The organism is Brevibacillus composti, assembly GCF_016406105.1.
Taxonomy (GTDB): Bacteria; Bacillota; Bacilli; order Brevibacillales; family Brevibacillaceae; genus Brevibacillus; species Brevibacillus composti.
Genome location: NZ_CP066308.1, coordinates 685,069 through 712,049, shown reverse-complemented (window position 1 = coordinate 712,049; position 26,981 = coordinate 685,069). Strand labels below are relative to the sequence as shown.

Genomic DNA, 26,981 nt, shown 5'->3' with positions numbered 1-26,981 from the left:
ACGTTTGCTGCTTGTACGCAAGCAAGAGGGAACCGGAGAAGATCTGCCGGTTCCCTCTCTTTTTTCGAATCACGTACATATCTGCCACGCTGCCGGGATACCCGCATACCTCAGCGGGCAGCCTCCCCTGTTTATTCTCCGGATGCAGCCGGGCTCGGGATCAATCGCTCCCCTAACTTGTGCCCCAGCAGGACAATCGGCAGCAAGGCGAGCCCAAGCGGAAGGCTGATGAGAATATCGGACAGCTCCACCAGATTTTCGCTGAGCAGCCGGTAAAACAGATAGATACTGTAGGGAAAGGTGATCCCGACAGCCGTCACGACGCCGGGCACCAGCATCTTCAGATACAGCGCCTGCCCGATATGCATAAACACATGGAGCAACAACACCGCGTTGAAGCCGAGGAACCATAAATAGGTCCCTTGGTCCGCAGCCATATAGGTGACGGGGATAAAAACGAGGAACTCAAGGCAGACGGCCACGGCAAATTGGGAAGACGTCATGCGGGAAAAGGCTTGCACGTCCCTGCGAAACCGATGGGGGACTTTTCCGATGATGCGCTCGTAATGTCTGCGGTACCAGGGTTCGATCCGGATGATCTCCTCGAAATCGTGCAGCATGAAAGCAGCGAGGAATAGCCAGATCAACGAATGGGTACTGATCGCAGAATCCAATAATGAGATCATTCGATACAGCTCCCCCTTCCCTGTGTATTTGCGAGGCCAAACAGCAGAAGCTGCGTGAATTCGCAGGCGACTTCCTCCGCCGGGCGCTGTTTTTCAATGAGTTCCTTTACGGTGACCTGGATAAACATGCCGATCATGCTGCTGGCCACCATCGCGGGAGACAAGTCCTTCCGCACGAATCCAGCGGCCCGGTGGTGGAGCAGATTCCCGACGATGGTCTGGTGAATCAGCGTTTCCACGTCGTCGATGCTGCGCTCTTCTGTCAGGAATATTTTTGTCAGCTTGGGATCCGTTTGAAACAAGCGGAATAACGCTGCAATATTTTCCTGTACCCGGATCGGAAACACTTCCGCAGTCACTTCAGCGGGTACAGCCGCGGCCAAAAGATGCTTGACAACGTCTCGCGAGGATTTCGATGAAGGCATCGCGATCCTTTGGCGAGATGAGGACGAAATCGTACTTCCCGTAGGCAATCTCGATTCTCTGCAGGGATAGAGCCGGACTGGACAGCGGATTCCTCGTTTTTTTCACGGAGCGGATCGACTGGAGCGGAATGGTCTTGGAAAAAGGGCCGTACCTGATGACCAAGCTCTCTTCATCCAGGATGTAAAAGGTCGTGCACCAGATCCACAACAGGAACAGGGGGAGAATCACGGAGAGGATCAGGATGACCAAAGCAGGCGCCTCATTCTGCGTGTCTGCCAGAAGTGAAAATACACCGCTGCCGATGGCAAACAGCATCGATCCCCAAACAATGAGCGTGAGCCACCCGTCTTTTTTGGACGCAATCTTCAATAGAACAGCCTCCCGTAAGACTTGTTTTCGCCTTGTCAGATCTTATGGATGGGCGTTACACCCTTTCTCTTTTTTCTACGGTTGGATTGGCGTTTTTGTTTCCCCCTTTTTCTTGAATCTAGAAAAAAGAAAGAAGCTCACGCCGGAATTCAGCTTGAGCTTCTCGGTAAAACCGGTCATCCGCCCATTTTGGCAGGAGCCTTTACCCTCTCTTTTTCAAAATGCCCAAGTATTCGATCCACGGCCCGACGTCTGCACGATACCGGCCCGCCATCACCCGGACGATTTGCGCGGTGTGCGTCAGATCATGAACCACCCACGTCGAGATCACCTCTCTTGCCTTGACCGGACCAAGGGCGGGATGGACGCCCGTCAGCTCCAGATGCTCGGGCCGGATCAGTTCTTTCAATTTCTGCAAATTTTCCGTGCGGAGCGATTGGAATTCCTGCAGCTTTTCTTCCAGTGAGGAATCCGCGCTTTTTTGCAAGTGGGAAAAGCGGTCAAACGGTGGGAAGGAGTTGCTCTCGCCGTCTTGCAGGATCATTTCCAACCGCGGGATCCAGTTCCACTTCTCCGCTTCGACCAGGTGCTCGATGACTTCCCTGGCATTCCAAGTCTCTTCGCCTTCATTGCATTGCAGCCAGCTGTCTGACAAACCCGCCAGCAGATGGGCCAAGGATTGCGGGGTGCGCTCCAAGACCTCGATTGCTTCGCTCATGGAAAAATTCATGGAAAACAGCTCCTTTCGGGACGTTCAGAAATCTTTCTCTTTCAGAAAACCGAGCCTTGCACGCTGGCATGCAAACAGCGGCTGACATTGCAGCGGACCGCAAGCCTCGCCAGACAAGAGAGGACTCGGATCAATCGACATTCCGGTTATTTTGCCCTCGTAGAACCAGCTGGCTTCGTAAATTTTATAGCCGCCGATGTTCCGATATTCCTCTGTTATTGAGATAAGGTTCACCACGCGGCCCATAATTCCTCTCGGAGAATCTCACGTCGCAACGGTTCGGCGTGATCGCATTCCCGGCAAGCGGCGACGCCAGGTTATCGATCGCGATATCTTCCTGAGTGCCTGTCATCTTGCTAGTTAACACAAAAGGAGAGGTTTATCTCCCCCTCCTTTTCTCATAGCTATCCATGCGTCTCCGATTTCATTGTCCTTCCTCACCGCTAGCGTTACACTCTCCGCATGAGTGCACTAGGCAGAAACATTTGGACGCCGGAGAACCAGTTCTTCTCCCAAACGCTCGCCTGTCTCGACAAATCCGACACTTTGGTATAGCCGATAAGCAATCTCGTTATGGGGGTATACCGTAAGCCGGATTTCTTCACACTGAGAAAAACGATTGGTAATATAAGCAATCATCTGCTCCAAAGCAGCCTTTCCATATCCTTTTCCTTGATACTTCGAATCGATCAGGAAACCGTTAATCCAATACATATTTGCAGTTCTTTCTACAAATGCATGCATCATAAACCCGACCATCGTCTCCCCATTGTAGATGGCAAAAGGAAGATACTCCACCTCATCTCCGTCAGGTTTTATATGAACTTTTGCGAGTGAAACAGCGACTGTTGGCACAAAACCGCTCTGCTCCTGATTTACCTGCAATGCCAGTGCCTCAAGCCAATTATCTCTCGTGACCGGTTTTAATGTAATCGTCAATTGATTAGACCTCCTCGGGACTGTGTGTCATTCAGCTTTACCAACAGTGATAAGCGTTTTAAACCACTAGAATCTGTTGATTTCCCCTATAGCCCCTTTGTTCATTCGGACTCCCACTGTTCATTCGGGCGAGCAAAATGGCCATACAAAGAACTTCCCTTTTTTAACGTTAATGGAAGATGAATAGCGTCATGTGAAAATGAAAAAGACCGCTTGATCGTATTTCATCTAAAAAGTAAGCGGCAAACAGCCCCTATCTCTCCAATCGATTAGGGGCTGTTTGCCGCTTGACTTGGATGATCCCGTAACTTCCGCTGCCTTTTTCATTCGACACCAGAGCGTCTGCTCCCCAGTATTTTAGACCCGTAGCGAGCCGCGGAACCCTCTTGCACCATAGTAGGATTCTGCTCCATTGTGGTACACGAAGACCGTGTCGTAGCGGCGATCGCAAAAGATGGCCCCGCCGAGTTTTCGAATGTTAGCGGGTGTTTTCACCCAGCTCGAACTTTTTAAATCGAAGTTTCCCAGTTTCTGCAGCTTCCGGTATTGTTCTTCTGTCAAGATCTCAATGCCCATGTCAGCCGCCATATCCATCGCGCTATTTTGCGGTTTATGTTCTTTCCTGGACTCCAGCGCTTCACGGTCGTAACAAACACTTCTGCGACCTTTGGGACTTTCCGCTGAACAATCGTAAAAAATGTACGCGCCCGTCTTCTCGTCATAATCAACAACATCCGGTTCGCCGCCCGTTCTCTCCATTTCATGGAGCGACCACAGTTTTTCAGGATGCGCTTCGAGCTTTGCTTGTACGTGAGCCCATTCAAGACCTTGGTGGCGGTTCATGTTTTTCTCAAAGCGGGCTTTTACTGTTTGGAGTAGGTCTTCACGTTGTTCGGGCGATAACTCTTTTTTAGTGGTCATGTTCATTTCCCCCTTTCAATGTGCTGCTTCCTCGTGAGCGATACGCAGGCTCTACATGACTCGCGTGTCGGCCACTGTGAGATAACCTGTGCAGGGCGCGTCTTCAGTAATCATTTGCTTATCCCTTGGTGCTTCTTCACGAACTTTTGATGTAACGCTTACTGTTGTCTGCCGCCCTTGAACAAGTCTCCAATATCAGGCGGGTTAGATAAAAATTTCCATACGCGGATATATCCTGAACCTCTCATAGTTACGCAACCCCTTCCCTATGAGAGGTATTGGTTGTTTCCTTCATTGAAATGCCAGAGCACTACTACGACTCTGTCAATCTCCGCTGCTACTAACGGTATGAACAAGTTCAAGAATGAATGGATGCCACCAAAAGTTCGTCCGATTTTCACTGTGTATTTGGCAAGTAGAAAATGTACCGTTTGGCAATTAAAAATGCACACTTGCCAACCAGGGTATCATCGATTCATCAGTGAATCCTTATGACGAAAACTATCACGATTAAAAACAATCAAATGCGAATAGTGAATGAGACGATCAATGAATGCTTCCGTCAGTATTGGATCGCCAAAAACGTGATTCCATTGGCCGAACTGTAAGTTCGTGGTTATGATGACACTACGCTTTTCATAACACAGATTGATCACTTGAAACAGTAATTCTGCTCCTTGCTTGTGAAGGGGTACATAGCCTAATTCATCAAGAATTAATAGATCCAGGCTCTCTATTTGTTTAAACAGCCTACCGAGAGTTCCTTTCTCGTTAACCTCTAACAGGCTGTTCACGAGTTGAGCGACTGTATAGAAGCGCACCCGTTTTTGGCTTTTTTGGATGCAGTTCCAGCCTGCCAAGGCTGCCATAAGCGTTTTCCCGACCCCGACGCCTCCATATAGGATTAAATTCTCTTTTCTCTCTATGAACCTGCCTTGCAAGATTTCTTCCTTTGTAATGTTTCCATTCATATGAATACCGTGCCATTCTAGCTGCTTGCCAGATATATCCGGCAAACAGGATTGACTGAGAAGGAGATTGAGCTTCCGTTCCTCTCGTTGCTGTATTTCCCTTTCGAATAAGCAGAGCAGAAATTCTTCATGTGTTTCAGCTTCCACCGCGTGATAATTCTCCCGTATCCAACTTAATTTCAAACGCTTGGCATGCTCTTCAATGAGGCTTCTCACCGCTGCTCACCTCCTGGCATAATCATCAACCGATCATAATGAGAGAGGCCTCTGCTTGAATTTCTAGTTGATGGCACTGAAGGCGGAAGCGACAGTGTTTCTCGAATGCCTCGTCCATTCACAAGCTGATAATAGACGTGCTTGATGGATTCCGTGGTAGGATGTCCATGTTCGGATGCAATCCGTAGGGCTTGTAGAGATATGTCGAAATCCTGTTCCTTTAATATGACGGATAAAAGTTGGAGAGCATTCCGTTTCTCCTCGACTGTACATTCACCGAAAAAGGCTTTCCATTCCTCCGGCAATTGATCGTAGAATGAGCTGTATTTCAAAGCGGTTGGCCTCTTTGCCATCAAGGTCAGATAAGGTTGCCAGTCCATCGACTTCTTTGTCTCCCCATATAATCTGGGGTGGCGTACGATCACTTCATTTTCCTCGTTCAGAAGCGAGATCGTATCAAATGAGATCTTCGCCAAGACCGCTTGTCCCGCAAAGCGTGGCGAAGTGGAATATTGCTTTTGGTCAATACGGACGATTCCGTATTTATCCGCTTTGACCTGCTCGAACCGAACGCATTCGTACGCTTTACCGGGCAGTTGGAGGAAGCGCTCCTTGTCTTCCAAATATAGTTCGGCAATCAGGGTATCCTTTTCATAGTGGCAACGTTTCCGATCCCCCAGGCTCCAATTCAGGGTCTTCTCATTCAAGACCGACAGGTCTTCATAGTGGATTTCCGGCAACAGATAGTTGTTTCGTATGTATTTGACCATCGCTTCCACGTGCCCTTTCTCGTTTCCGCTTCCCGGATTGCAGAATTCATATTGGAAGCCATAATGGGCAACAAAACGAGCGAATTCCTCTGTTACTTGCCGTTCCCCGTTTGGCAGCACTTTCTTCACCGCAGGTGACAGGTTATCGAAACGGATCGTATGCGGCACGCCTTCTAGAAAGGCGAACATGTTCGTCAGTCCTTGTAGAAAACACTCCCGGTTTTGGGAAGGGAACACTTGAAACAGGAATGAATTGCTGTAAGGGAATGAGAGGACGAGGAAGGGCAAGATGACCTCTTTTCCCCTGTGCTTAAAAGGAGCTTCCCCAAAATCTACCTGTGCTGTGCCGGCCTTCGCCTCTAACGGTAAGGCAGTGTCATTGCTCTCGTCCAATAAGGCGGCTTTCCTTTTCGCCACATAGGCACGAATCGTACGGTCAGAGCCTTGGAATCCATGTTCCGAAACGAGAAGAGTATAGATTCGCTTTGCGGTTCTTCTGAACTTCTTTTTCTTCCCCATATCTTCAAGTAGCCATTGATCAACGATTGGTTTAACCGGATCCATTACATTGGCTTTCCTTGTCTGTACAGACTTCACCTCCTGATTGAAATCCTCCATCTCCGAATACTTCTTGATTGTCCTGCGATCCATATTCATCTGTCTTGCAACAGAAGAGTAGGAGCGACCTTTTGTGTTTGTTTCATGTCTGATATAATTGACTTCAGCCATTGCTAACATCTCCTATATACCTCCCATGAACGTTATGCCCAACGGGGAGTGTATGTTTTTTAATAGATGTTGGCAAGTGGCTCTTTTTAATATGAGCATAAATTAGCTGCCATTTAGTACATTTAAATCATGCCATAAACATTTGGGGATGCATCCCGTGGACCTGTTACCGCAGGCCCACTTCTTGGGAGGCATCCTTTTTCCTTTTCAATGATAAGGTCATTATATTCAGCAACGATTGGACAGGCAATTCCGTCAGCAACTGGGTGTGAGTCAAGCCATAGTGGGCAGGATTTTTTTGTCTCCAAAATAAGACTTCTGGTTTCCTCTTCTTGAAAGCGCTTTATTTTTGTATGATTCCTTTCTTCCACTCGATTTTTGCCTCATCCGCGAAGGGCTTTTAAGGCCAGCCCGGTAGGGCTGCTTTGATATGGCCCGTGCAACAGGCGGATCGTCCCGTTTATATAGCCTTTTGCCTGCTCTTTCACTTCCCGTAGCAAGTCCTTCACTCGGACCATTGGGTTGGGCTGTAACACTTGCTTCTTCGCTATCGCCTGGCCGCTCAAACGACTTCCCTCTTGTCGTGCCATAATGGCTCGCAACATCGCTTGTACTCCCCGTACACTCCAACTGTAGCCGCCTCGTTTGGTCCTTTTTGCCATCACCCGCATTTGCGCTTCCGCACTCCCCATTGGACGCATGCCCGTCGTGTCGATACCAGCTTCACCCAGAACCTTTCGATAGTCGATAAGATGCCTTCGATGCCGCCGTAAATAGGCCACGTATTTCCGCCATTCGTTCCGGTGCTCTTCCAGAATCTTTTCCTCCGGTACGGACTCTACTGTCGCCAGCAAGATATCCGCTTCAAAGGCCGCCAACGCCTGCCTTACCGTCTGCCACGTCTCTGGCAACTGACCCAGGAATCGGCGCAATTCTCGCGCCACATGAAAGCGATCCAGTGTGTAAATACAGCGGTGAAAGTAGGATTCGCATTCTCCAATCCAATTGGCCCCATCCCCATTGACTACGATCCATGTGTTTTCATCCATGTCGTAATGACGAACCAGAAAGTCGCCAAACCCTTCCCAGAACTCTCCCTTCGTCGTATGCAGGTAATGGCGTTTCGACCTAAGCCGCACTCGGTCCCCCTCTTGTTCCCATCCTTCGTGCACAATCGCCATTCGATTTTCCATTCCCCGCTGGCGTTGCCTCTGCAATGAGGTGTAAAGTCCATCCACTTCCACAAACAATACGCGAACCGACCTTCGGGTCGCTTTCGACACGATGGTTGATGCTTGTTCAACCCGCGTGATTAGTTTGTCCCGAATGGCCTCATGGCTCAGTACCCGATACCCCAGTAACGCTTCCAAGCGTTTTGCGCTGTCCCGGTACGAGGGGCCTTGGCTAGCAAATTCGATCGCTATCTCTTCCAAAAACGGGCTTAGCTTCTCCCGCCCGTCAAAGGCCAGCATACGATCCAACAAATACACATGTTGACCCTTCACGCGATCCTGATACAATCGCCGTTTGAATCGAACCGTACCAAAGAGCGTGTCGATCTGGACTTCTCGTTGGTCCTTCAGCCGAAAGCGTGAATGATCCCGTTGATGCATCAGATACTCGTCCAACGCTTCCAAAATATAAGCCATACCGGCAGCGAACTGTTCCTGCAACGTTCGAAACAACAACGTTTCAAGCTCTTTCATTGTGGGAAATTCCGTGGTAAACTTGCTCACAGGGTTTCTCCTCCTTGGTGTGTTTGGTTTTGGCGCTTTACACTTTACCAAGAAGAGAAGCCCTTTTCTATACCCTCCAACTGATTTTTCTTCAAAAATTTCTTTTCGGTTTGCCCACGAACATTTTACTCATACTCATATTCGCCGCGTTGCAAGGGCTGGCCTCTAAACAGATCGACAACCGCCTGAACAGCTTCCAATTGGTGCGGCTGCTGATTGTCAAATTGAATCTTCACAAAAACACACTCCTATACGGTCCGAAATTCGATGTCATGAGACTTCATCTCCAGCACCGCATTCGTTTTTAAAGGATCGTTGCCATGAAATGCCGAGTCAAGACATATGACTGAATCAGGCTCTAGTTCGATCATGCCTCGGACAAGTTCTTCTGTTAGAGTCTCCGCAAGACAGACGAGAAGGCTTCCATCGGCAACGGAATAAACGGTTTCGCCAAGGGCAAGGACAGGAGCAATTCGTTCCGAAAGTTGAAAGCCTGATTTCAGCAGGATTTCATACAGCATATCCAGCTTCGAACGGCCAGGTTGAACATTATCAGCAAAAAGGGTAAGCTGTTCGACCAAAACTTGCGCATTCGGAATGTTCTCGAACGAACCATCCCAAATTTTAAAGTTGCTTGAAGAAAGTTTGAATACTTTAAAGCCGCGATCCTGGGTATGAACATCCGCAAGATCCAGTTCGTTTTCTTCTTCTTGATTGATTTTCGCAATCACGCGGCGGACACGTTCCTTGGTGATTTCAACGATTGTAGGGTAGTCCTGCCGATCTATCGGTTCGGGAAGCTGAACAAGGATAAATTTGCGATTGCCTCCATCCTGACGGTTTAATTCCAGAACGGCTTGAGCCGTTGTTCCGGAACCTGCGAAGAAGTCGAGGACGATGTCGTTTTCTCCCGTACATTGATCAATAAACGTTTTTATTAGTTCTGTAGGTTTTGGGTAAGCAAAGATTCTTTCTCCAAGCAACTCTGTAACTTCCCGTGTTCCGTCAGTAGTAAAACCAACATCTTTTAAAATTGATGAAAAACCCGTAGTGCTACTTTGGAGATCTCTTAAAAACTTCTTCTGCCGCGGCCTTCCATTTGGATTCTTTGGAAAAAGTATTTCATTATTTTGGATCATTTGATCTATTGTTTCTTTTGATTTTGACCATCCTCTGGCTGGATTAGGTGGATAAGCAATGCCCGTCTCTGGATCAATGATATCGAAATGTAAGTTAGGTCGTTGTTCTTTAGTTGCTAAACCTGTTAAATCAATACTTGCCCATGGTCCCCTGGGATCATTATCGGGGTTTTGATATTTCGAAATATCAATATCTTTTCCTCTGAGCGTTCCTTTTTGAGTTTTTTGATACACAACAATATATTCATGATCCGTTGATGCATTTGTCAGGTTTCTATTGTCCGCATTTTGTCGCCTGTGCCAAACAGTAGTGATAACGTGATTTTCTTCCCCGAAAATTTCATCAAGTAACGCTCTTAGGTTTTTGATCTCATGATCGTCAATGGAAATGCATATAATTCCATCTTCTTTGAGCAAGTTTCTCGCCAGAAACAAACGTGGGTACATCATGTTCAGCCAGTTGGAGTGATAGCGGCCATTTGTTTCCGCATTTGTGCTCAACCGGATGCCATTTTCATCAGTCTGTCCCGAGAAACGCAAGTATTCTTCCAAACCCTCTCTGAAGTTATCCGGATAAATGAATTCATTGCCCGTATTGTAAGGCGGGTCGATATAAATCATTTTAATCTTGCCATAATAGCTTTTTTGCAGCAGCTTCAATACTTCCAAATTATCTCCTTCAATAATGGCATTTTCGGATGTATCAAAGTGGATGGATTGTTCCGGAACCGGAAGGAGGGTCCCGACACTAGGAACTTGTATGTTTTGTATCGCCTCACTTTTCCCGGCCCAGGTCAGTACGTAGCGTTCTTTGCGGTTATCCACCAATTCTCCCAAAACTTCTTTAAGATGATTAAATCAACTTTGCCCTCGCGAAAAAACCTCGGGAAAAAGCTGCTTTAATTTTTCTGTCCGGTCGGCAATCATATCTAGTGACGCTATTCTTAATCTTCCACTCATAATGAACTCTCTCCCTGATCTATTCCGATTAGTTTCTTTTCCCATGCTTTCTTGTCAGTTTCATCAGGAACAGCAAGTACAAGCAGTTTTCGCGGCCTAGTAATGCCTACATATACGATTCTTAACTCTTCACAAATTGTTATACTAGTGTTATTTTTTATATACGTACTGTAATAACTTTTTTGGCCAGCTTTCTTTTTCAAAAAAAGTAGCACAGCATCAAAAGTCTCGCCTTTCGCGGTATGCACCGTTCCCAATCTGTACTCAAGATGTTCTGCATATAATTCGGCAGTTTCAAACAATTGTTCGAACGTCAGACCTCCAAAACTAGAATCAACCTCCAGTTTTATTTTGATCCCATTTATTTTGAAATTCTGATTTGCTTGATTAATCCAACTCATAAGATCGGCGTTCGTCTTTGGCAGTAACTGAAGGATATCTAGAATACGTTTTCGATATTTCAAAAAACCTTCCTCTGATATCCTATCAGCAATATCATTTTCTGAACAGTAATTGTTGCCTGACAATGCTTTATGTATTGCACGCTCAATCATTTTATAACCGTCTTTAAAATGTTTACGGTCGTATAAATATTTGCCTTTGGCGAACTCTCTTGTGAACATTTTTCCGGGGAGCCAAGGGTCTTCCTGCTTTATTGCACCGTCGATACCTATGATCTGATTGTAAAAGCCCTTACTTCTGTACAATACAGCAATTTTTTCACGGTTTATATCGATTTGGTGCTGAATGCATAAGCGAAGAAAATCATCGATTGTATGCTGTAAATTGTCCGCATTATAGGTAACAATAGTTGGCTGTAGTTGGCATTCTTTCACATTTTCGTTTACTGCTACTGATGGACTATCTAAAGAAGACAACCGATAAGTAAAATTGCAGATATTACGGGAACTTCTTCTATTTTCGTTTAAAACGACTGAGTTTTCTTTCCAAAGAGCATACTTTTCTATAAATAATTCCGGTTTGGCGTCATTCCATTCATATATTGCCTGATCCGGATCTCCAATCATCAAAATGTGCTCAAGCCCGTGATTCAGGAGACAGTCGATGATTTTCATTTGAACATCCGATGTATCCTGTGCTTCGTCAATCATAAGTTCGGGGAATCTCTGCACAATTGATTTGGCCACTGCAGGATAACTCTCCAATATTTTAGTTGAAATGTAGTTGGCATCTGATTGTGTAGCAAATCCCTGTTTCCAGAAAGCGTACTTCATGTCTTTCAGGTGCTTGACATGACCACTTTCGGAGCCATCTTTATTGAACCATTTAAAATGGTATTGTGTCGGGCTCTTGGTACGTATCGCAATATCCTCAGCATTGAAACTTACTGCATCAAAGTATCGGTTATAATCTCTCTCATATTTTCCACCCGCCCAAGTGCCATGTGGTTCACCAACAAGGATGGGACGCCTACTGCACCCCATAATGAGATGGCCATAAGGCAAAAAAATGAATTTATTAACGAAGCTGTCGATTGTGCCTAAAAAGTGAGGATATTGAACGGGTATTCTAATCTCAAACTTTTCATTAAGTTGTTTTTCAATCTCCTTCCATGCCACATTCGTAAAGGAAATAGCAGCAATACCTTGGCATTTTCGATCCCACTTACTTATTCTATAGGCCAATCTCGCGGCAAGCGAGTATGTTTTCCCACTGCCGGGACATGCTCTGACGACAGATCTTCCGATTTTTTCAAATACAATCTCGCGTTGCTCTGAGGACAGAGAACTAAACATCGGCATCATCCTGAACAACCCATTTGATTGCTTGTGCGATGTACTCAGGGACTTTAAAGTTAATTTTGGTTGCCCCTTGATTTGCATCGTTTGGGTGTGCTTTATTAGCCAATTCCTTTTCGGAGTGACGATAGGCAAACAGTTCGGCTTCAAGTTTCACTGCCAGTCGATAAGCCAATTCCGACTTATCCTTGTTGGTCCCAAGCTTTTTCATAAATTCGCGAGCATGCTGAATATCGGAACTACCTTTTTCAATAACAGTACGCTGATGCATCTCCTGATAGATATCCAGCAACAAATCCCTGTTCGCTTTGTCCTCTAGAAACAGATCATGTTCAAAGGTGACTTTTGCTAACCGCACTTTTAAAAGCCCTTGCTCCAAAGCCGCAGCTTTTACAGCCCTCTCTGAAATTTCTCCAGTTGATTTAGGATCACTATCCGTTATAATAGCTGCTCTTGCATGCAGTCTTTTTCCTTCATCCGTAGAGTTAAACAACTTTCCAAAATGCTCAAAGGCCACGCCGTTCACGTTCACAATTTCAATCCCGTTTTTATCCAGATCATACTTTCCGTCTTTATCCATTAACTTTGCAAAAACAGGGAGAAGCAATGCTTCGGAAATGCCCTCGACAAAGATGACTCCATTTGCGAAAAATAATTGCGATTTCGTTACATCCAGAAACTTGGCTAAAAACGCTTTGTTCTCATCTTTTAAGTCAGAGTTTTTAATAGACAACGCCGAAATATTGTTTTTTTGATTTTGCAGAACGGTAAGTGCATTTAAATCGGCTTTGGCAGTAATAGTCGGAGAATGCGATGTAATAAAAAGCTGGAATCCGATCTTGTCCAATTCATTCAGATATTTGAAGAATACGTTTTGCAACTGTGGGTGCAGATGAGCTTCCGGTTCTTCGATTAACAAGGCAATATAGGTCTCAGGTTCGACTTGCTGTCTATTCTTTAAATCGCCGAGAACAGTTGCAGTATATATCAGGTTATTATACCCTAGTCCGTTCTGATAGAGTTCAAAATACTCTTGCTTTGAAGAATCGGTTTGCAGATTCTCTTGGTTGAAAACAGGAATTTGCATGCGAAGGTTATCGACTATGCCTCTAAACTCGTAAGGAAGAAAGTCGATCTCAACTTCTTGTCCTTTTCCATGAAAGGTTGTTTGCTTTAAATGTTCGTTGACTTTTTCTTTACCTGTGTTAATTAAATCTGTCCATTCTTGATTATTTTTCAAAGCATCCGTTACTTTTCTGGCCAGTTCCTTTCGCTTATCTTCATCAATTCGATTTTTGTTTCTGTCCTCGTTCAGATTCATGTAAAGTTGTCCGATACGATTTCCTCTGGAGGGTCTCAAATACTGTTCGGCATCTCTTAATGCCCCGAGATATACATGCAACAGCAGATCCCATACATCGGGTTCAATTTGCTGGCCTTCATTATGACCGCCCCAAACCCTGTACTTTATTTTTTCTATATTTTTTTGTCGATCTATGTAATATCGATAATGTATTTGCAACTCACTCTGACCATTATCGTTGAGTGCATGCAAATCGTTAAACCAGCCCGTCTCTTCATCTTTCTCTACTTTAAAATTCAAATGAAACTCGATGTCAGGAAGCAGAAAATCAGGGTTCGACCTATCGATGTAAAAATCGCTTTTCCGTACGTAAATGTCACGGGCTTGTTTGCCGTAACTTAAACATATTCTCAAAGCATCGATGATCGCGGATTTGCCAGCGTTATTCTCCCCGACAAGAATATTTAACCCCTTATTAAATTCAAGCTTCAGCTCTTTTATAGCTCTGAAGTTCTTGATAAGGAGATATTTTAAATACATACGCCCATCTCCTCTGCGTTTATGCTAAAACCGAAACTTAGAAGTCCGTAAGCCCAAATAATAAATACGACAAAACTGGACAACATTCCTGCTTTATCATCTTTTGTTGATGTCGGTTGCAACCTGGGAAGAAGTGCTTGTGACGGTTTCCAAAACTGGGATTCTATTCTTTATAGTAGCTGTAGCCGCGACTATGAAACATAATATCATCATCGTATCGTTCTGAGGAAGATTATCTCACGGGCTAACATCGCTCGCCAGATACGGGCCTGCCAAAAAACACCTGCTTTTCCGAATCGAACAGCCCGCGATAAACCACTTGTCCCCGAGTGGAGGAAGCGTCCACTACTTTGCCGTCTCCCGCATAAATGCCGACATGCGTAATATCCATGAATCTGCCATTACGCTCGTAGCTCCAAAATACAAGGTCACCTGGAACCAAGTCGGCCGCGCTTACTGTCAGACCATTCTCCACGCAAAATCTGGCCTGCTCCGCAGCGGTTCGCGGCAAGCTGATACCCAGTTGACGATAAACCCATTGGACGAGATAGCTGCAATCCGTAAAGTGGTCCTGACCGGCCTTTGGTTGGCTGTACGGATCGCCTAGACGAGTCAGCGCCAACTTGACGGCTTCACTGCCCAGTTCCCCTTCGGGCAATTGCTGTTGAACCAAATCAAGCTGCTCCGGCGTCAAGCCAATATCCGCATCTTTTCCAAGTATCGCAAACATAAGCGGGCGGAACTCCTCGGACAGCATTTCCTTCATTAATTCTATCTGTTCATTTGTAAAGCGGTATATATCTGCCTGTTGCTCCGCAGTATGGCTAGTGACGGTAATATGCAAAATGCGCTCATATCGGGTAATCGTCTCTTCGCTGGTGCTCCCGTCCTCATGTTCTACCGTAACCGTTTCCTTATGTTCTACCGTTTCAACACGAGATTCCAGCGAATTCATATCCCAAAACACCGATCGGATGATACCGATTCTTGTTGCATCAAGCGTGGCCACATCCATTCCGTTTTCCGCATCCGTGACGGTCTTCACGGCAAAGACGGCGATAATGTCCATCCAGTTATCAATTCGAGTGTTGTCCGCGCTGCCGGGATAATGAAATTCCACCCGGTCTACATTTCCAGCGGATCGCTGTAATTCTGCCAGCCGGGCGGCAAATTCATCGTCTATTTCCTGAACGATTCGGGTAAGCGGCTTTACATCGGCATCCGTATTTTCAACTGACACAAAGATACCGAAAGGAGAGGAAATAACCGCCGCGCTCACCATGACAATGCACAAAACTACAATTACCGAACCGCTGATCCCCAAAAGCGCCGTCAATCCATTGACAAGCAAGGCGGTGGCTCTTACAACCATTTTAATGATAAGGCGATTCAATCTCGCGATGGCTCGCGCGGTTTGAATGGATCGGTGGGCAGACATCGCCATCTGCGCAGCCCGCTGTGCTTCCTTGACGGCATTCATTTTCCCTTCAGTTTGGGCATCCGAATGATTGTTAACGTGCTCTAGCCGATGCCCATTTTTTATAAATGGCGATAATGTCTTAAAATTTCGTACTTTCCGTTTGATCGTATAACCTGATTGTTTTGATATAGCAGAGGGGACTCGGGTTAACGGTTTCACGCGTCCATTTGCTGAACGAGATACCGCGCCGGAGAATGTTTCCTTCTTCCCGGCCGGTTTTGGATGTCCGATATCCCGTTTTTGCATCCGTTCAGGAAAGCTGCCTGTTCGAGAACAATGCAGAAGCCGGGCATTGACCCGGCTCCGTATAAAACGTTGTTTTCCTGAATGCGAGCCAGAAGACAAGACGTATTTTCCATTAACCGGCTTACGGAGACGTATGCTACGGGCAAGTCGCGGTGTACGCGCAATCGAAGACTCCGCATTAACATCAATCGGGCTCTGACTTGTGACAGAATCACCATCTGGCAACGGCCGCCTTTTTAGAATGTGCCGGATCAATCTCTTGTTGATACGCAGACTCATCCCCATTTGGGCACGAATCGTTTTTTTCGTAGCCGCTGCGGAATGGCGCTGCGCATATTCAACTGGAGACGAGGAAGTCGTCTTGTCATTCTCAACTTGCCGCTTGGCACGATCGCTTGAACGCCTTACACGATGCAACACGTTTGGGAATCTGTCCAGACGTTTGATGTCTTTAACAACACTCCTCGTTTTAATTTCCTTCATCGTCCCATTCCACTCCCGTCGTTGGCAGCCATTCAGCGAATTTGTTCGGCCAGCCGATTGATCGTTCTCTCGTGACTTCGGCAATATTCGGGATAACGAAGACGAATCGCTTCAAAAAAGTAGGGGGCATAGCTGCAATCGAATAATTCGTGGGGAGTGGAGTAACGTTCGCCGCCTGCTTCGGTCCAGCCGTTCCATAAATTAAAGGCGAGCCGACACACTCGAATGGAACTGCCGGTTTGCCAAGGGGCCGAAAGACCTTCGGGCTTAATGCCGCTATTGGAAAAATCATACAAATCGCGGATATAACTTCTGGTTTCCCGGGAAATGCCCAATGTATAGAAAAGTGCCCGATGGTACCCGTCGTTGCATTTCCTTTCATCCAGCATCTGAACATAAAATCTCTCGTGTTCCTCATCTCGAAATCGAATCGAATGCATCGCTACAAACCCCTTTCATGGAAAATGAGCGGCTGGTTGCAACCAGCCGCTGACTGAACATGGTCCTCTATATAACAGTTCATTTTGGCAGGAAAATCGGACCCTCCGACGAAACAATTACATGTTTTTGAGCAAGTATTCCATTTGTTTCAAGCCTCTTTGGATAGATTTACGAACCGCCCGCTCATCGACATGCTCGGCTCTGGCAATAGCGACTTTGCTCATGCCCAAGAAATAATGGGCATAGATCCGTCTGGCGGATTTCACCGGCAATTGGCACATAGCTTCATAAAGTTGCTGCCGTGAAAGTTTGCGCTCGTAATACTCCTCCGGTGAAATCGAAAGAAATAAAACATGCTGCTCAATCCCGTCATTGCGATCAAGCGAAAAATAGGCCCGATGGCGATACGTTCGCAGCCTGTAGGCGCTTTCTTCCAAGTCGAAGCGGCGGATTTCATGGGCAACTTCTTCATCTACATCGACCCATACATCCGTCTTAAAAAAAGGATACATATTCCGCAAATTCATCTTTTTCATTCAAGTCCCTCCATTTTGGTTTGTTGGCAAACCAAAACAGAGGGGGGAGAACGACAGCCAACGTTCCATTTCAAACGTTTGTTTATTTTTCGTGAAAAACAAAAAAGACCTTGCCGCAGAGCATTCCAACACTCCATTGCGACTAAGTCTGAAAATGATATCCATCGTTGATGTGTTAGAAACCGTACTAGTAGGACAGACACATAAAGAGACCGCTGCCTGACATTGCAGGCATCTGAGAGCACATAATATCAGCTCCATCTCACATGGCAACACCGCTGCGAGAAGAAAGATAGTCTGTTTTTATGTTGGTGCTGTCATACGTTTTTTGTCCAAACGCTCCTTTTCATCTCGAACTCAGCCGGTTATAGGTCATTTGTTCGATGAAATTGAACTTACAAAACGACATTTTTTGGCGCCGTGAATAAACTCCTTTCAAAAGGGGACTTAATACCCTTGCATATAATTGTTAGCACCTTTGTTCAAATGATTATCCTCTAAAAAGCATTGGACAATCTCATTAAATCGTTGTGGTTGGCACAAGTTGCTTGGGTTACAGGAATCCTCAATGACTTGTAAACGAGCATTGGACAACAGCCCTGCAGTTTCATTCATTTGCCTGATAACTGGATAGGAATGGTCCCCCGCAATACAAAGCGCGGGCACTTTAATTTGCGGCAAGAACGGGGTGAAATCAATCCCCCTGACCGCCAGACGCTGTTTATACCATTCTCCAGATCTTTTTTGCAGCATTCCTTTTCGAATTGCACGATAAGCCAAGTCCCACTTATAATAAGTGATCTTCATCGAGCGTAAAAAGAATTCACCTGGCAAATAATACGAGAGCGAACTGATGAGATCGATCATGGAGACGAATTTGCCAAGCATAGTTGTCCTGACATTTATACTCAAGCAGTCTGAAATCACGATTGCGCTTACTTGGTTTGGATACAAATTCGAGAATTTCTGAGCAATGATTCCACCATAGGAAACGCCAACAATTACAGCTTTTTTAATTCCCAAATACCCCAGGAGGAGACTTAGATCCTCACACTGGGTTTCTATAACTCTTCCAACCGGAACTTTCAAATTTCCAGACTGTCCGTTTCCTCTCAGATCAAGGAACACAGTTTGATACGATTGTTTAAAATAATTTTTTTGAATTTCAAACATTTCATGTGTTAGTCCAAGACTATGAATAAAGACGAGGGATGTTCCTTGACCACAAACTTCATAATATAGCGAAGTTCCATTCACTTTCCAAAGTGGCAACATTCCCAACTCCTTTTCGTTAACATCTATTAACTTTTTTCCATTAACTATCTGCTAAAACGTAATTATTTTTCATGAGACGATAAGCTATGTTACCCTTCATCTTGATAATAGCAAGCCTCAATATCCGCAATCACCAACACATCCATATGGCGTCCATAACGCAGAATCGGCCTGATTACGGATCGTTTCCATATTTTTTCCCACAAGGTCCGCTTCGATTGCCCGACAATCATCTGCGTACTTTGGATATCGTTGGCTTTATTCAGCAAAAGGTATGGAATCTGCCTTCGGCTCCGGGCAAACAGCATCATAAACTTACCGCCCAACCGCGCTGTCAAGTCTTCCAGCACTTTGATGCGTTTTTTCAACTCATCAGCAACCTCAGCATGATCGTGAACATACGTTACAACCCAGTCAGCCTTCAAACGATAAGCAATTCGAAACCCCCGCCTGATTAAGCGCTCAGCATTGGTGCTTAATGTTACCCCGACGAAGACCGTCTCCTGCTTTCTCAAAGGTCCGCGAAGCGAATCGTTTCTTTCCCAGGCTTCCAATCGTTCGTCCACATCGTCAGCGATTTCCCGTAGCGCCAATTCACGCAAAGCAATCAAATTGCCCGTTCGGAAGAAATGATTCAAGGCCTGATCCACTTTATCTAGCGCATAGATTTTTCCTTCCCGCATTCGTTGCTGCAGCGTTTTTGGATCGACATCAATGAGCTCGACTTCATCGGCCATGCGCAACACGTGGTCGGGGAGGGTTTCCCGAACTCGCACGCCGGTAATCTGTTCAACCGCATCGTTCAAACTTTCCAAATGCTGTACGTTCATCGTCGAAATAACGGAAATGCCTGCGTTCAAAATGTCTACAATATCTTCGAATCTTTTTTTGTTTTTACTGCCGGGCACGTTCGTATGTGCCAGTTCATCCACGAGTACGACTTCCGGATTGCGGCGAATGATGGACTGGACGTCCAGTTCTTCCAGATTCGCTCCACGATACTCCAACTTCGCCCGCGGGATCGTTTGCAGCGAACCGACTTGCGCTAACGTTTCTTTTCGTCCATGCGTTTCGAGAAGTCCGATGACGACGTCAATGCCTTTCTTCTGCAAATCGTTCCCCTCGCGAAGCATCGCATACGTTTTCCCGACCCCGGGGGCGGCGCCGATGAGCACCTTGAATCGTCCTCTCCGGATTTCCCCTATTTTTCGCTCCACTTCCTGATCGCTTAGCCTGCGGTAGCGATCATCCGACCGACCTTCCGTCAGCATTTTGGTCGGCAGTATCCGCTCTCCTTCCTTTTCAGCACGATCCGCAACGAAGTAGATATCCGTATGTCTCGATTTTTTAAGGATGCCGTTTGTAATCGATCCCCGCCACAGCTCCTGCCAGCGATTTAGCTTGGAATGGCCGAGTACAATTCTCGTTACCTGATGCAAGGTTGCGTAACGAGCCAACATGCCGGGAAGCTTCCGTCTACTTGCCAAGGTGAGTTCTTCGAATTTAGCTCCTATTTTATCGGCCAATTTCAAGAGGGAACGCTTAAATGCAGTTGCTTCGCGAGACAGCATTTTTTTCGGATGGACAAATGTGACGATCATCAAATCTCCACCCAAGCGTTTGGCAATTTGTTGGCCGCGGCGGACATGAATGGATCCGTTCCAATGGTATTGCGCCGAGACGAGAATGCGTTCCGCTACTCCGGAAGGCCCGGTTAAACCTTGCTCCATGCGGTATTTTTCGTGGGAATCGTTCACATCTTCCGCCACTAGCCGCAAAGCCAGCTCCCGTAATTTTCCGATGTTGCTTCGCTCAAACAACATGGGCGAGGAGTCACCGTTGACATGCCCCTCCTCCAGCCGTTTCAGTATCGTTTCCGGCGATACGTCGATCAATTGGACTTCATCCGCCATCTCCAATGTGTTTGCCGGGACGGTTTCCTCCACCACGACACCGGTCCATTTTCTCGCCAGTTCCGTCGCGCCGTCGAGTTCGTACACGTTGACGGTTGTGATTACGCTGATGCCATGATTCAGCAAAAATTGGATGTCATCCAGACGTGTCGGAAACTGTGCTCCTTCCCGATTGCGATGGGCAAGCCCGTCAACTAATACCACTTCCGGATTGCGTTTGACCAGCGCCTCGAGGTTCAAGTCCTTACGCTCCATTCCATCCTTGATCCAGTGAATGCTGGGTACACGTTCCAAGTCTCCGAGTTGCTCCACCGTTTCCGGCCGCTGTCTTGTCGAAACCGCACAAATGACGACATCGATTCCCTGCTGCTTCAAATGCTGACCTTCCTGAAGCATGTGGTACGTTTTACCCGAACCGCTGACCGCGCCGATATAGATTTTGAGCCGACCACGGTGCAGCTTGGAAATGGAGTACAGGATTTCTTCCGGCGTCTTCCTGCGAAAACTTCCCACTCTTGTTCCCCCCTTGCGCAAGCTCTTTACTAAAATGCGATAACCCCGCCTATTTGGCCATAGGCAGGGCTCGCAGATGATATTTAACTATTTCATAAGTTCGCGCAGCGCGATGTTCAATTTCAACACATTGACTCTTGGATCCCCGAAAATCCCCAAATCCCGTCCTTCGGTATGTTCTTGTACCAGTTTCTCGAGCTCGCTCGAAGACAAACCGGTCAACTTGCTGATACGCGGAATTTGCACGTTGGCGGATTCTGGCGTAATATGGGGATCCAGCCCTGAACCGGAGTTCGTGATCAAGGCAATCGGCAATTGGCTAACAGGAACGTCCGGATTGTTTGCCTTCCACGCTTCAACGGATTCCTCCGTCCTTTTCAGCAAGTCCGGGTTCGATGGCCCGTAATTGTTGGAACCGGAGGCTTCCGCTTTGTATTCAATGCTGGAGACCCGGCCTTGAAAATATTTTGGATCGGTAAAGTTTTGCCCGATTAATTCGGAACCGATGATTTCTCCGCTGCTGCTTTTGATCAAACTGCCGTTAGCCTGATCTGACATCAAAAGTTGCGCGATGCCGGTGCAAACGAGCGGATACACAATTCCGCATAGCAATATGAACAACAAACTGAGCCGAATCATGGAAAACAAGTAAGATCCGCGGGAAAGTCCCTGAAAATGCTGCTCTGAATGATTCATTCCATTTCAATCCTCTCTGTATTCCGTTTCAACTACACCCATAAGTGAACGACCATGTCGATCAATTTAATCCCGACGAACGGCGCGATGACACCGCCCAATCCATAAATAAGCAGGTTCCGGCTGAGCAATTGGGCGGAACTCATCGGTTTGTAGGCAACGCCCTTCATGGCCAACGGAATAAGCAACGGGATAATGATCGCATTAAACACAAGCGCCGACAAAATGGCCGACATTGGTGATCCGAGTCCCATTACATTCAATACGTTCATTTCCGGAATCGCCTGCATGAACATGGCCGGGATAATGGCAAAATATTTGGCGATGTCGTTCGCCACGCTGAAGGTGGTCAGAGCGCCGCGCGTCATTAGCAGTTGCTTGCCGATCGCTACGACTTCAATGATCTTCGACGGATCGGAGTCAAGATCGACCATGTTGGCCGCTTCCTTGGCTGCCGTCGTGCCGCTGTTCATCGCAAGTCCTACATCCGCCTGCGCGAGTGCCGGGGCATCGTTCGTTCCATCTCCGGTCATGGCTACCAGCTTACCGGCCGCCTGTTCCCGCTTGATCACGGCAATTTTGTCTTCCGGCTTGCTCTCGGCGATAAAGTCATCCACCCCGGCCTCTCGTGCGATTGTCGCTGCTGTCAACGGGTTGTCTCCTGTACACATGATCGTTTTGATTCCCATCTTTCGCAACTGATCGAAACGCTCCCGCATGCCGGGCTTCACCGTATCCTTCAAATAAATGAGTCCGTAAATTCGATTGTCGACGGCAACGGCGAGCGGCGTTCCGCCCTCCGATGCGATCGCGTTCCCTTTTTGTTCCAAATCGGTGGGAATAACCCCTCCTTGTGCACTGACCCAAGCCTTGACTGCGTCAACCGCGCCTTTGCGAACTTTTCGTCCATTCGGCAAATCGATACCGCTCATGCGAGTTTCCGCTTTAAATTCTATGAATTCCGCACCTTCAGCCGCATTCGTTGGATACGTATACCCTTCTTTTTTCATGAGTTCGAGTACGGATCGGCCTTCGGGTGTTTCATCCTTCACTGAACTGACGGCTGCCCATTCGGCTACCGTCTCTACGGTCGTATCCCCAACCGCGATGAACTCGCTGGCCATCCGGTTCCCAAACGTGATTGTACCTGTTTTGTCCAAAATCATCGTATCGATGTCGCCTGCCGCTTCCACCGCTTTCCCTGACATGGCCAGTACATTGAAACGGGTTACTCGGTCCATCCCGGCAATACCGATTGCGGATAATAAACCGCCGATCGTTGTTGGAATGAGACATACCAGCAGCGAAATCAGAACGGGAATCTCCAATTTGATTCCAAGATAATCGGCCATCGGCGCCAATGTCACCACAACGATCAGGAAAATCAGGGTCAGGCTGACAAGCAGGGTATTCAGCGCGATTTCGTTTGGCGTTTTTTGTCTCTTTGCGCCTTCGACTAATGCGATCATCCGATCGATGAACGATTCGCCAGGGTCGCTTGTAATCCGTACGGTTATCCGGTCGCTAACGACCCGCGTGCCGCCGGTTACCGAACTGAAATCGCCGCCTGCTTCTTTGATGACAGGAGCGGATTCGCCGGTAATGGCTGACTCGTCCACGGAAGCGAGCCCATCAATGACCTCCCCGTCACCCGGAATCATCTCCCCTTGCGAGACAATTACAACATCGCCTTTGCGCAGTTCCGTGGACGGAATCACCTTCACACTGTTGCCGATTACTTTATTGGCCATGATTTCTTTTTTCGTCTTCTTGAGAGTGTCGGCCTGCGCTTTTCCTCTGCCCTCAGCCAATGCCTCGGCGAAGTTGGCGAACAGCACGGTAAATAGCAAAATTAGAAAAACCGCCAGATTAAATCCAACTCGTCCTTCGGTACCGAAGTAGCCCGGAAACAACGTCATTAACAACACGACGAACGTTCCTGCTTCGACGACAAACATGACCGGATTTTTCATCATGACAACCGGATTTAATTTGATAAAGCTGTCCAAGATCGCCTTTTTTACGATCTCGGCGGACAACATGTTTTTTTGTTTCGTATTCATGATCTCACCTCTTCTATTTCAGGAGCGTCAAATGCTCTGCGATCGGACCCAGAACAAGGGCGGGCAAAAAGGTCAAAGCTCCGATAATCAGTACGGTACCGACGAGAATACCCGCAAATAATTTGGTGTCCGTGCGGAACGTTCCGATCGTTTCAGGCACCCATTGTTTCGCCGCCAGGGAACCGGCTACGCCGAGCAGTGCCACAATAGAAATGTAACGTCCGAACAGCATGACAAGTCCCGTAGAAACGTTCCAGAACGTCGTATTGTCGCCCAAACCTTCGAAGCCGGAACCGTTGTTCGCGGCGGAAGACGTATATTCATACAGTACCTGCGAGATGCCATGGAAGCCGGGATTGCTGATGGCCCCTTTCCCCAAATCCGTCAAAAAGGCGATTGCCGAGGGCGCCAAAATAATAAGCGGGTGAGCTAAAATAGCGATGGCGACTAGTTTCATTTCCCGGGCTTCGATTTTGCGCCCCATGAATTCCGGCGTACGGCCAACCATTAGTCCGCAAAGGAAGACGCCCAATATCGCATACATAAGCATGTTGACCAGCCCGACGCCGTCACCGCCGAATACACAGTTCAGCATCATTTGCGAAAGCGGCACCAGACCACCCAGCGGCGTCAAGGTATCATGCATATTATTGACCGTACCTGTTGTCGCCGCGGTCGTAACCGTTGTAAACAAGGCCGACTGCGCTATCCCGAACCGGACTTCCTTACCTTCCATGCTTCCTTGCGAAGCGTCGATTCCGAGCGCATTCAGTGCCGGGTTCCCCCGCAGTTCCGACGTGTACACAACCGAGAGGAAGGCGACAAACAAGATAAGCATCGCGCTGAAGATCACCCAGCCTTGTTTTTGATTTCGCGCGAATCTGCCGAATGTATACGTCAATGCGGCCGGAATACACCACATCGACAGCATTTCAATCACGTTCGTGAGCGGACTCGGATTTTCAAACGGATGCGATGAATTGACACCGAAAAATCCGCCCCCATTCGTTCCCAGGTGCTTGATCGATACGAGGGAAGCCACCGGACCGATTGCAATTAGCTGTGTCTCGCCTTCAATCGTTGTCGCTTGAACGGTCGGACTAAGCGTTTGCGGCACCTTTAAAGCCACCAGCGCCAGCGTCACGATGATCGCCATCGGGATAAGCAAACGGGTGTGCGCTTTGACAAAATCGGTGAAGAAGTTGCCGAGCGTTTTCCCTTTGCTTGTCAAACCGCGAATGAACGCGATCGCTACGACGATGCCGGATGCCGCTGATGTAAACATCATCATCATAATAACAGCCATTTGCGAGAAATAGGACAATCCTGTTTCGCCGCTGTAATGCTGCAAGTTCGTATTCGTCATGAAGCTGATGACCGTATTGAAAGAAAGCGTTGACTCCATGTTATCGATGCCGTTCGGGTTGATCGGCAGCCATTTCTGGATGCGTAAAATCAAATAACTGACCGCCACCAAAATAACGTTGGTCAATATCAAGCTGAGCGTGTATCGTTTCCAGCTCATTTCAGCGCGGTTTTTCAAACCGGTCAGTCCGTAGATCAACCTTTCAATCGGTCCGAATATTTTGTCGGTCCGGTTGGGTTCATTGGAAAATACATGAAAGATGTATGCCCCCAAAGGTTTGACCAAAAAAACTAAAATCACAATGACCGCTACCAGTTGCAAAATGGCCATTTCATGCCCTCCTCAAACATATACAGATCATATTAAAATTTTTCGGGATTCACCAAAGCAAAAACGAGATATAAAAAAATCAAAACCGTAAAAACAGCAACTATTATCATGAGCGTTCTCCCCCCGATTCACCTGCAACTCGTCCGCACCAAGCTAAAAATAAGCAAAACAATCCATATACGCCACCTAGTGTTAAAATCATTGCGATATCCATCATGAATGATCATCCCTCCCTTCAAGCATGTACCCGGTACGTTTGCCTGATATGGATTCAGCTTTCGTTATCAAGCAGAAACGAAACATCATCGCTGCGGGTGTAAATGACATAGCTAGCGCCAAGTCCTTTGTAGATGAGTCTTGCATTGTTGCTGCCGGTGATGATATAGATCGGCTTGCCTGTCCAGGATCGGCAGATCTGAATGTATCGGCAAATCAAGGGCAAACTTGACTCAAACAAGTACACCTTCCCTACCGGTAACTCTGGAATGAGCCAGGTTTCCCGGTCTACAGTATCGACCATTAAGATGTGCTTGACGCCCAAATGTGTCAATCTCGACTTCTCTGTTTCATGATTGGTAATCGCTGCATAAGTTATTCCTTTGATTCGCAACGCTTTAATAAACTGCTCCCCGGTTTTGTTGGGCGCAGAGACGAGTACAAACTCATCTTGAGCTTCCATAGCCAATCTCCTCCATCCTGGTACAGGCAACAAAAAAGAAGCTTTCGGAAGAGGAACTCTTCGTCAGCTTCTTAGGCACGAAAAAACACCGTGTCTAATCACGACAATTGTTGCCTCTCTTAAAGACGCTTACGAGGTTAGCTGTCGGATTCGGGCGTAAGAGTCGCCCTACGCCGGATTTACCGGCGATTCACCCCATGAAGCCGACAAGACCGGCTTCGATTGGTTCCCCCGCTCCTTCGTGTTAATTGAAGAATTCAGCGATTGAAACGATGATTATCATGTTCACGAAACACCACAGAGGCATAAGCACTGTGGTCGAAACTTACGATCACAAGCTTCATCATCCTCTCTCTACAAGGGCCACACTTTTGAAAAGAGCTGCTTCCGCATTTACGAGTTTTGCTTATGGATTCGGGCGGTGAGAGTCGCCCTGCCCCTGCTTAAGCTTCGTATAAGCGGGGGAATTCATCCCTTACGGATCCGGTTGACTTGCTCTCACACAAGCACTGATCCGTAGTTGGTTCCCTCTTGTTCCTGAGTCACAATTAAGCAACTGTAAATGAAAAACAATTCAATTCATGGACGTATGTTACTCCGAGACAAAAAAACTGTAAAGTGAAGCATATTGTATATCCGCTTAAAAAGAGTGCTTTATGTTTGGGAATTCATGACCCTGGCAGAAGATCTTCATTTTTCTCGTATTTACTCATTATTTTGAGGTTTTTCAATCATTTTTACGAAATTTTTACGCCCAGTACCGGT

The 26,981-nt window shown here is 47.0% G+C and carries 24 protein-coding genes and 1 riboswitch; all 24 genes read right to left on the bottom strand.

What is annotated here, in order from left to right; genetic code table 11:
- Positions 1 to 131: 131 nt before the first annotated feature.
- Entirely contained in the window at positions 132 to 686 is a 555-nt protein-coding gene (locus JD108_RS03715; protein WP_198828597.1) for an HXXEE domain-containing protein, read from the bottom strand.
- Entirely contained in the window at positions 683 to 1,033 is a 351-nt protein-coding gene (locus JD108_RS03710; protein ID WP_198828596.1) for a hypothetical protein, read from the bottom strand. Before JD108_RS03710 ends, JD108_RS03715 begins: the two co-directional genes overlap by 4 nt.
- 13 nt (positions 1,034 to 1,046) lie before the next feature.
- Positions 1,047 to 1,481, bottom strand: coding sequence for a PH domain-containing protein (locus JD108_RS03705; protein WP_198828595.1), 435 nt, complete (start codon positions 1,479 to 1,481; stop codon positions 1,047 to 1,049).
- Between the two features lie 202 nt (positions 1,482 to 1,683).
- Complete coding sequence (locus JD108_RS03700; protein WP_198828594.1) at positions 1,684 to 2,211, bottom strand: DinB family protein; 528 nt, start codon at positions 2,209 to 2,211, stop codon at positions 1,684 to 1,686.
- A 24-nt stretch (positions 2,212 to 2,235) separates the two neighbouring features.
- Positions 2,236 to 2,457: a hypothetical protein gene (locus JD108_RS03695; RefSeq protein ID WP_198828593.1), complete on the bottom strand. Its 222-nt coding sequence runs from the start codon at positions 2,455 to 2,457 to the stop codon at positions 2,236 to 2,238.
- Between the two features lie 225 nt (positions 2,458 to 2,682).
- Entirely contained in the window at positions 2,683 to 3,150 is a 468-nt protein-coding gene (locus JD108_RS03690; RefSeq protein ID WP_198828592.1) for a GNAT family N-acetyltransferase, read from the bottom strand.
- Between the two features lie 357 nt (positions 3,151 to 3,507).
- Complete coding sequence (locus JD108_RS03685; protein WP_198828591.1) at positions 3,508 to 4,071, bottom strand: DUF4256 domain-containing protein; 564 nt, start codon at positions 4,069 to 4,071, stop codon at positions 3,508 to 3,510.
- Positions 4,072 to 4,538: 467 nt separating this feature from the next.
- A complete protein-coding gene (gene istB / locus JD108_RS03680) occupies positions 4,539 to 5,258 on the bottom strand; it encodes an IS21-like element helper ATPase IstB (RefSeq protein WP_007780154.1) in 720 nt (239 codons plus the stop codon).
- Positions 5,255 to 6,766, bottom strand: coding sequence for an IS21 family transposase (gene istA / locus JD108_RS03675; RefSeq protein ID WP_007780157.1), 1,512 nt, complete (start codon positions 6,764 to 6,766; stop codon positions 5,255 to 5,257). The genes istB and istA overlap by 4 nt, the downstream gene beginning before the upstream one ends.
- A 113-nt stretch (positions 6,767 to 6,879) precedes the next feature.
- Positions 6,880 to 7,128, bottom strand: a complete 249-nt coding sequence (locus JD108_RS03670; protein WP_198828590.1) for a hypothetical protein — start codon at positions 7,126 to 7,128, stop codon at positions 6,880 to 6,882.
- A gap of 12 nt (positions 7,129 to 7,140) precedes the next feature.
- Complete coding sequence (locus JD108_RS03665) at positions 7,141 to 8,493, bottom strand: ISLre2 family transposase (RefSeq protein WP_198826639.1); 1,353 nt, start codon at positions 8,491 to 8,493, stop codon at positions 7,141 to 7,143.
- Positions 8,494 to 8,741: 248 nt separating this feature from the next.
- Positions 8,742 to 10,457: a site-specific DNA-methyltransferase gene (locus JD108_RS03660; protein WP_198828589.1), complete on the bottom strand. Its 1,716-nt coding sequence runs from the start codon at positions 10,455 to 10,457 to the stop codon at positions 8,742 to 8,744.
- A gap of 131 nt (positions 10,458 to 10,588) precedes the next feature.
- A complete protein-coding gene (locus tag JD108_RS03655) occupies positions 10,589 to 12,349 on the bottom strand; it encodes an ATP-dependent helicase (RefSeq protein ID WP_186311126.1) in 1,761 nt (586 codons plus the stop codon).
- Positions 12,342 to 14,195, bottom strand: a complete 1,854-nt coding sequence (locus JD108_RS03650) for an ATP-dependent nuclease (protein WP_054819105.1) — start codon at positions 14,193 to 14,195, stop codon at positions 12,342 to 12,344. The genes JD108_RS03655 and JD108_RS03650 overlap by 8 nt, the downstream gene beginning before the upstream one ends.
- A 244-nt stretch (positions 14,196 to 14,439) precedes the next feature.
- Complete coding sequence (locus JD108_RS03645) at positions 14,440 to 16,404, bottom strand: C40 family peptidase (protein ID WP_198828588.1); 1,965 nt, start codon at positions 16,402 to 16,404, stop codon at positions 14,440 to 14,442.
- A gap of 32 nt (positions 16,405 to 16,436) precedes the next feature.
- Positions 16,437 to 16,844: a DUF6075 family protein gene (locus JD108_RS03640; protein ID WP_081105551.1), complete on the bottom strand. Its 408-nt coding sequence runs from the start codon at positions 16,842 to 16,844 to the stop codon at positions 16,437 to 16,439.
- A gap of 117 nt (positions 16,845 to 16,961) precedes the next feature.
- Positions 16,962 to 17,381 (bottom strand): sigma factor-like helix-turn-helix DNA-binding protein, encoded by a 420-nt coding sequence (locus JD108_RS03635; protein WP_120117243.1) that lies wholly within the window; start codon positions 17,379 to 17,381, stop codon positions 16,962 to 16,964.
- Positions 17,382 to 17,828: 447 nt separating this feature from the next.
- Positions 17,829 to 18,656 (bottom strand): alpha/beta fold hydrolase, encoded by an 828-nt coding sequence (locus JD108_RS03630; RefSeq protein ID WP_061574125.1) that lies wholly within the window; start codon positions 18,654 to 18,656, stop codon positions 17,829 to 17,831.
- An 89-nt stretch (positions 18,657 to 18,745) separates the two neighbouring features.
- Positions 18,746 to 21,082 (bottom strand): histidine kinase, encoded by a 2,337-nt coding sequence (locus JD108_RS03625; protein WP_198828587.1) that lies wholly within the window; start codon positions 21,080 to 21,082, stop codon positions 18,746 to 18,748.
- An 87-nt stretch (positions 21,083 to 21,169) separates the two neighbouring features.
- A complete protein-coding gene (gene kdpC, locus JD108_RS03620) occupies positions 21,170 to 21,778 on the bottom strand; it encodes a potassium-transporting ATPase subunit KdpC (protein ID WP_144878483.1) in 609 nt (202 codons plus the stop codon).
- Positions 21,779 to 21,810: 32 nt separating this feature from the next.
- Entirely contained in the window at positions 21,811 to 23,841 is a 2,031-nt protein-coding gene (kdpB, locus tag JD108_RS03615) for a potassium-transporting ATPase subunit KdpB (RefSeq protein ID WP_198828586.1), read from the bottom strand.
- A gap of 13 nt (positions 23,842 to 23,854) precedes the next feature.
- Complete coding sequence (gene kdpA / locus JD108_RS03610) at positions 23,855 to 25,537, bottom strand: potassium-transporting ATPase subunit KdpA (RefSeq protein WP_198828585.1); 1,683 nt, start codon at positions 25,535 to 25,537, stop codon at positions 23,855 to 23,857.
- A 32-nt stretch (positions 25,538 to 25,569) separates the two neighbouring features.
- A complete protein-coding gene (locus JD108_RS22755; RefSeq protein ID WP_080612102.1) occupies positions 25,570 to 25,647 on the bottom strand; it encodes a potassium-transporting ATPase subunit F in 78 nt (25 codons plus the stop codon).
- Positions 25,648 to 25,808: 161 nt separating this feature from the next.
- Positions 25,809 to 26,216 carry a hypothetical protein gene (locus JD108_RS03600; protein WP_198828584.1) on the bottom strand — a complete coding sequence of 136 codons (408 nt, stop codon included), beginning with the start codon at positions 26,214 to 26,216 and terminating at the stop codon, positions 25,809 to 25,811.
- 111 nt (positions 26,217 to 26,327) lie between these two features.
- Positions 26,328 to 26,489: riboswitch (cyclic di-AMP (ydaO/yuaA leader) on the bottom strand.
- Between the last annotated feature and the right edge of the window lie 492 nt (positions 26,490 to 26,981).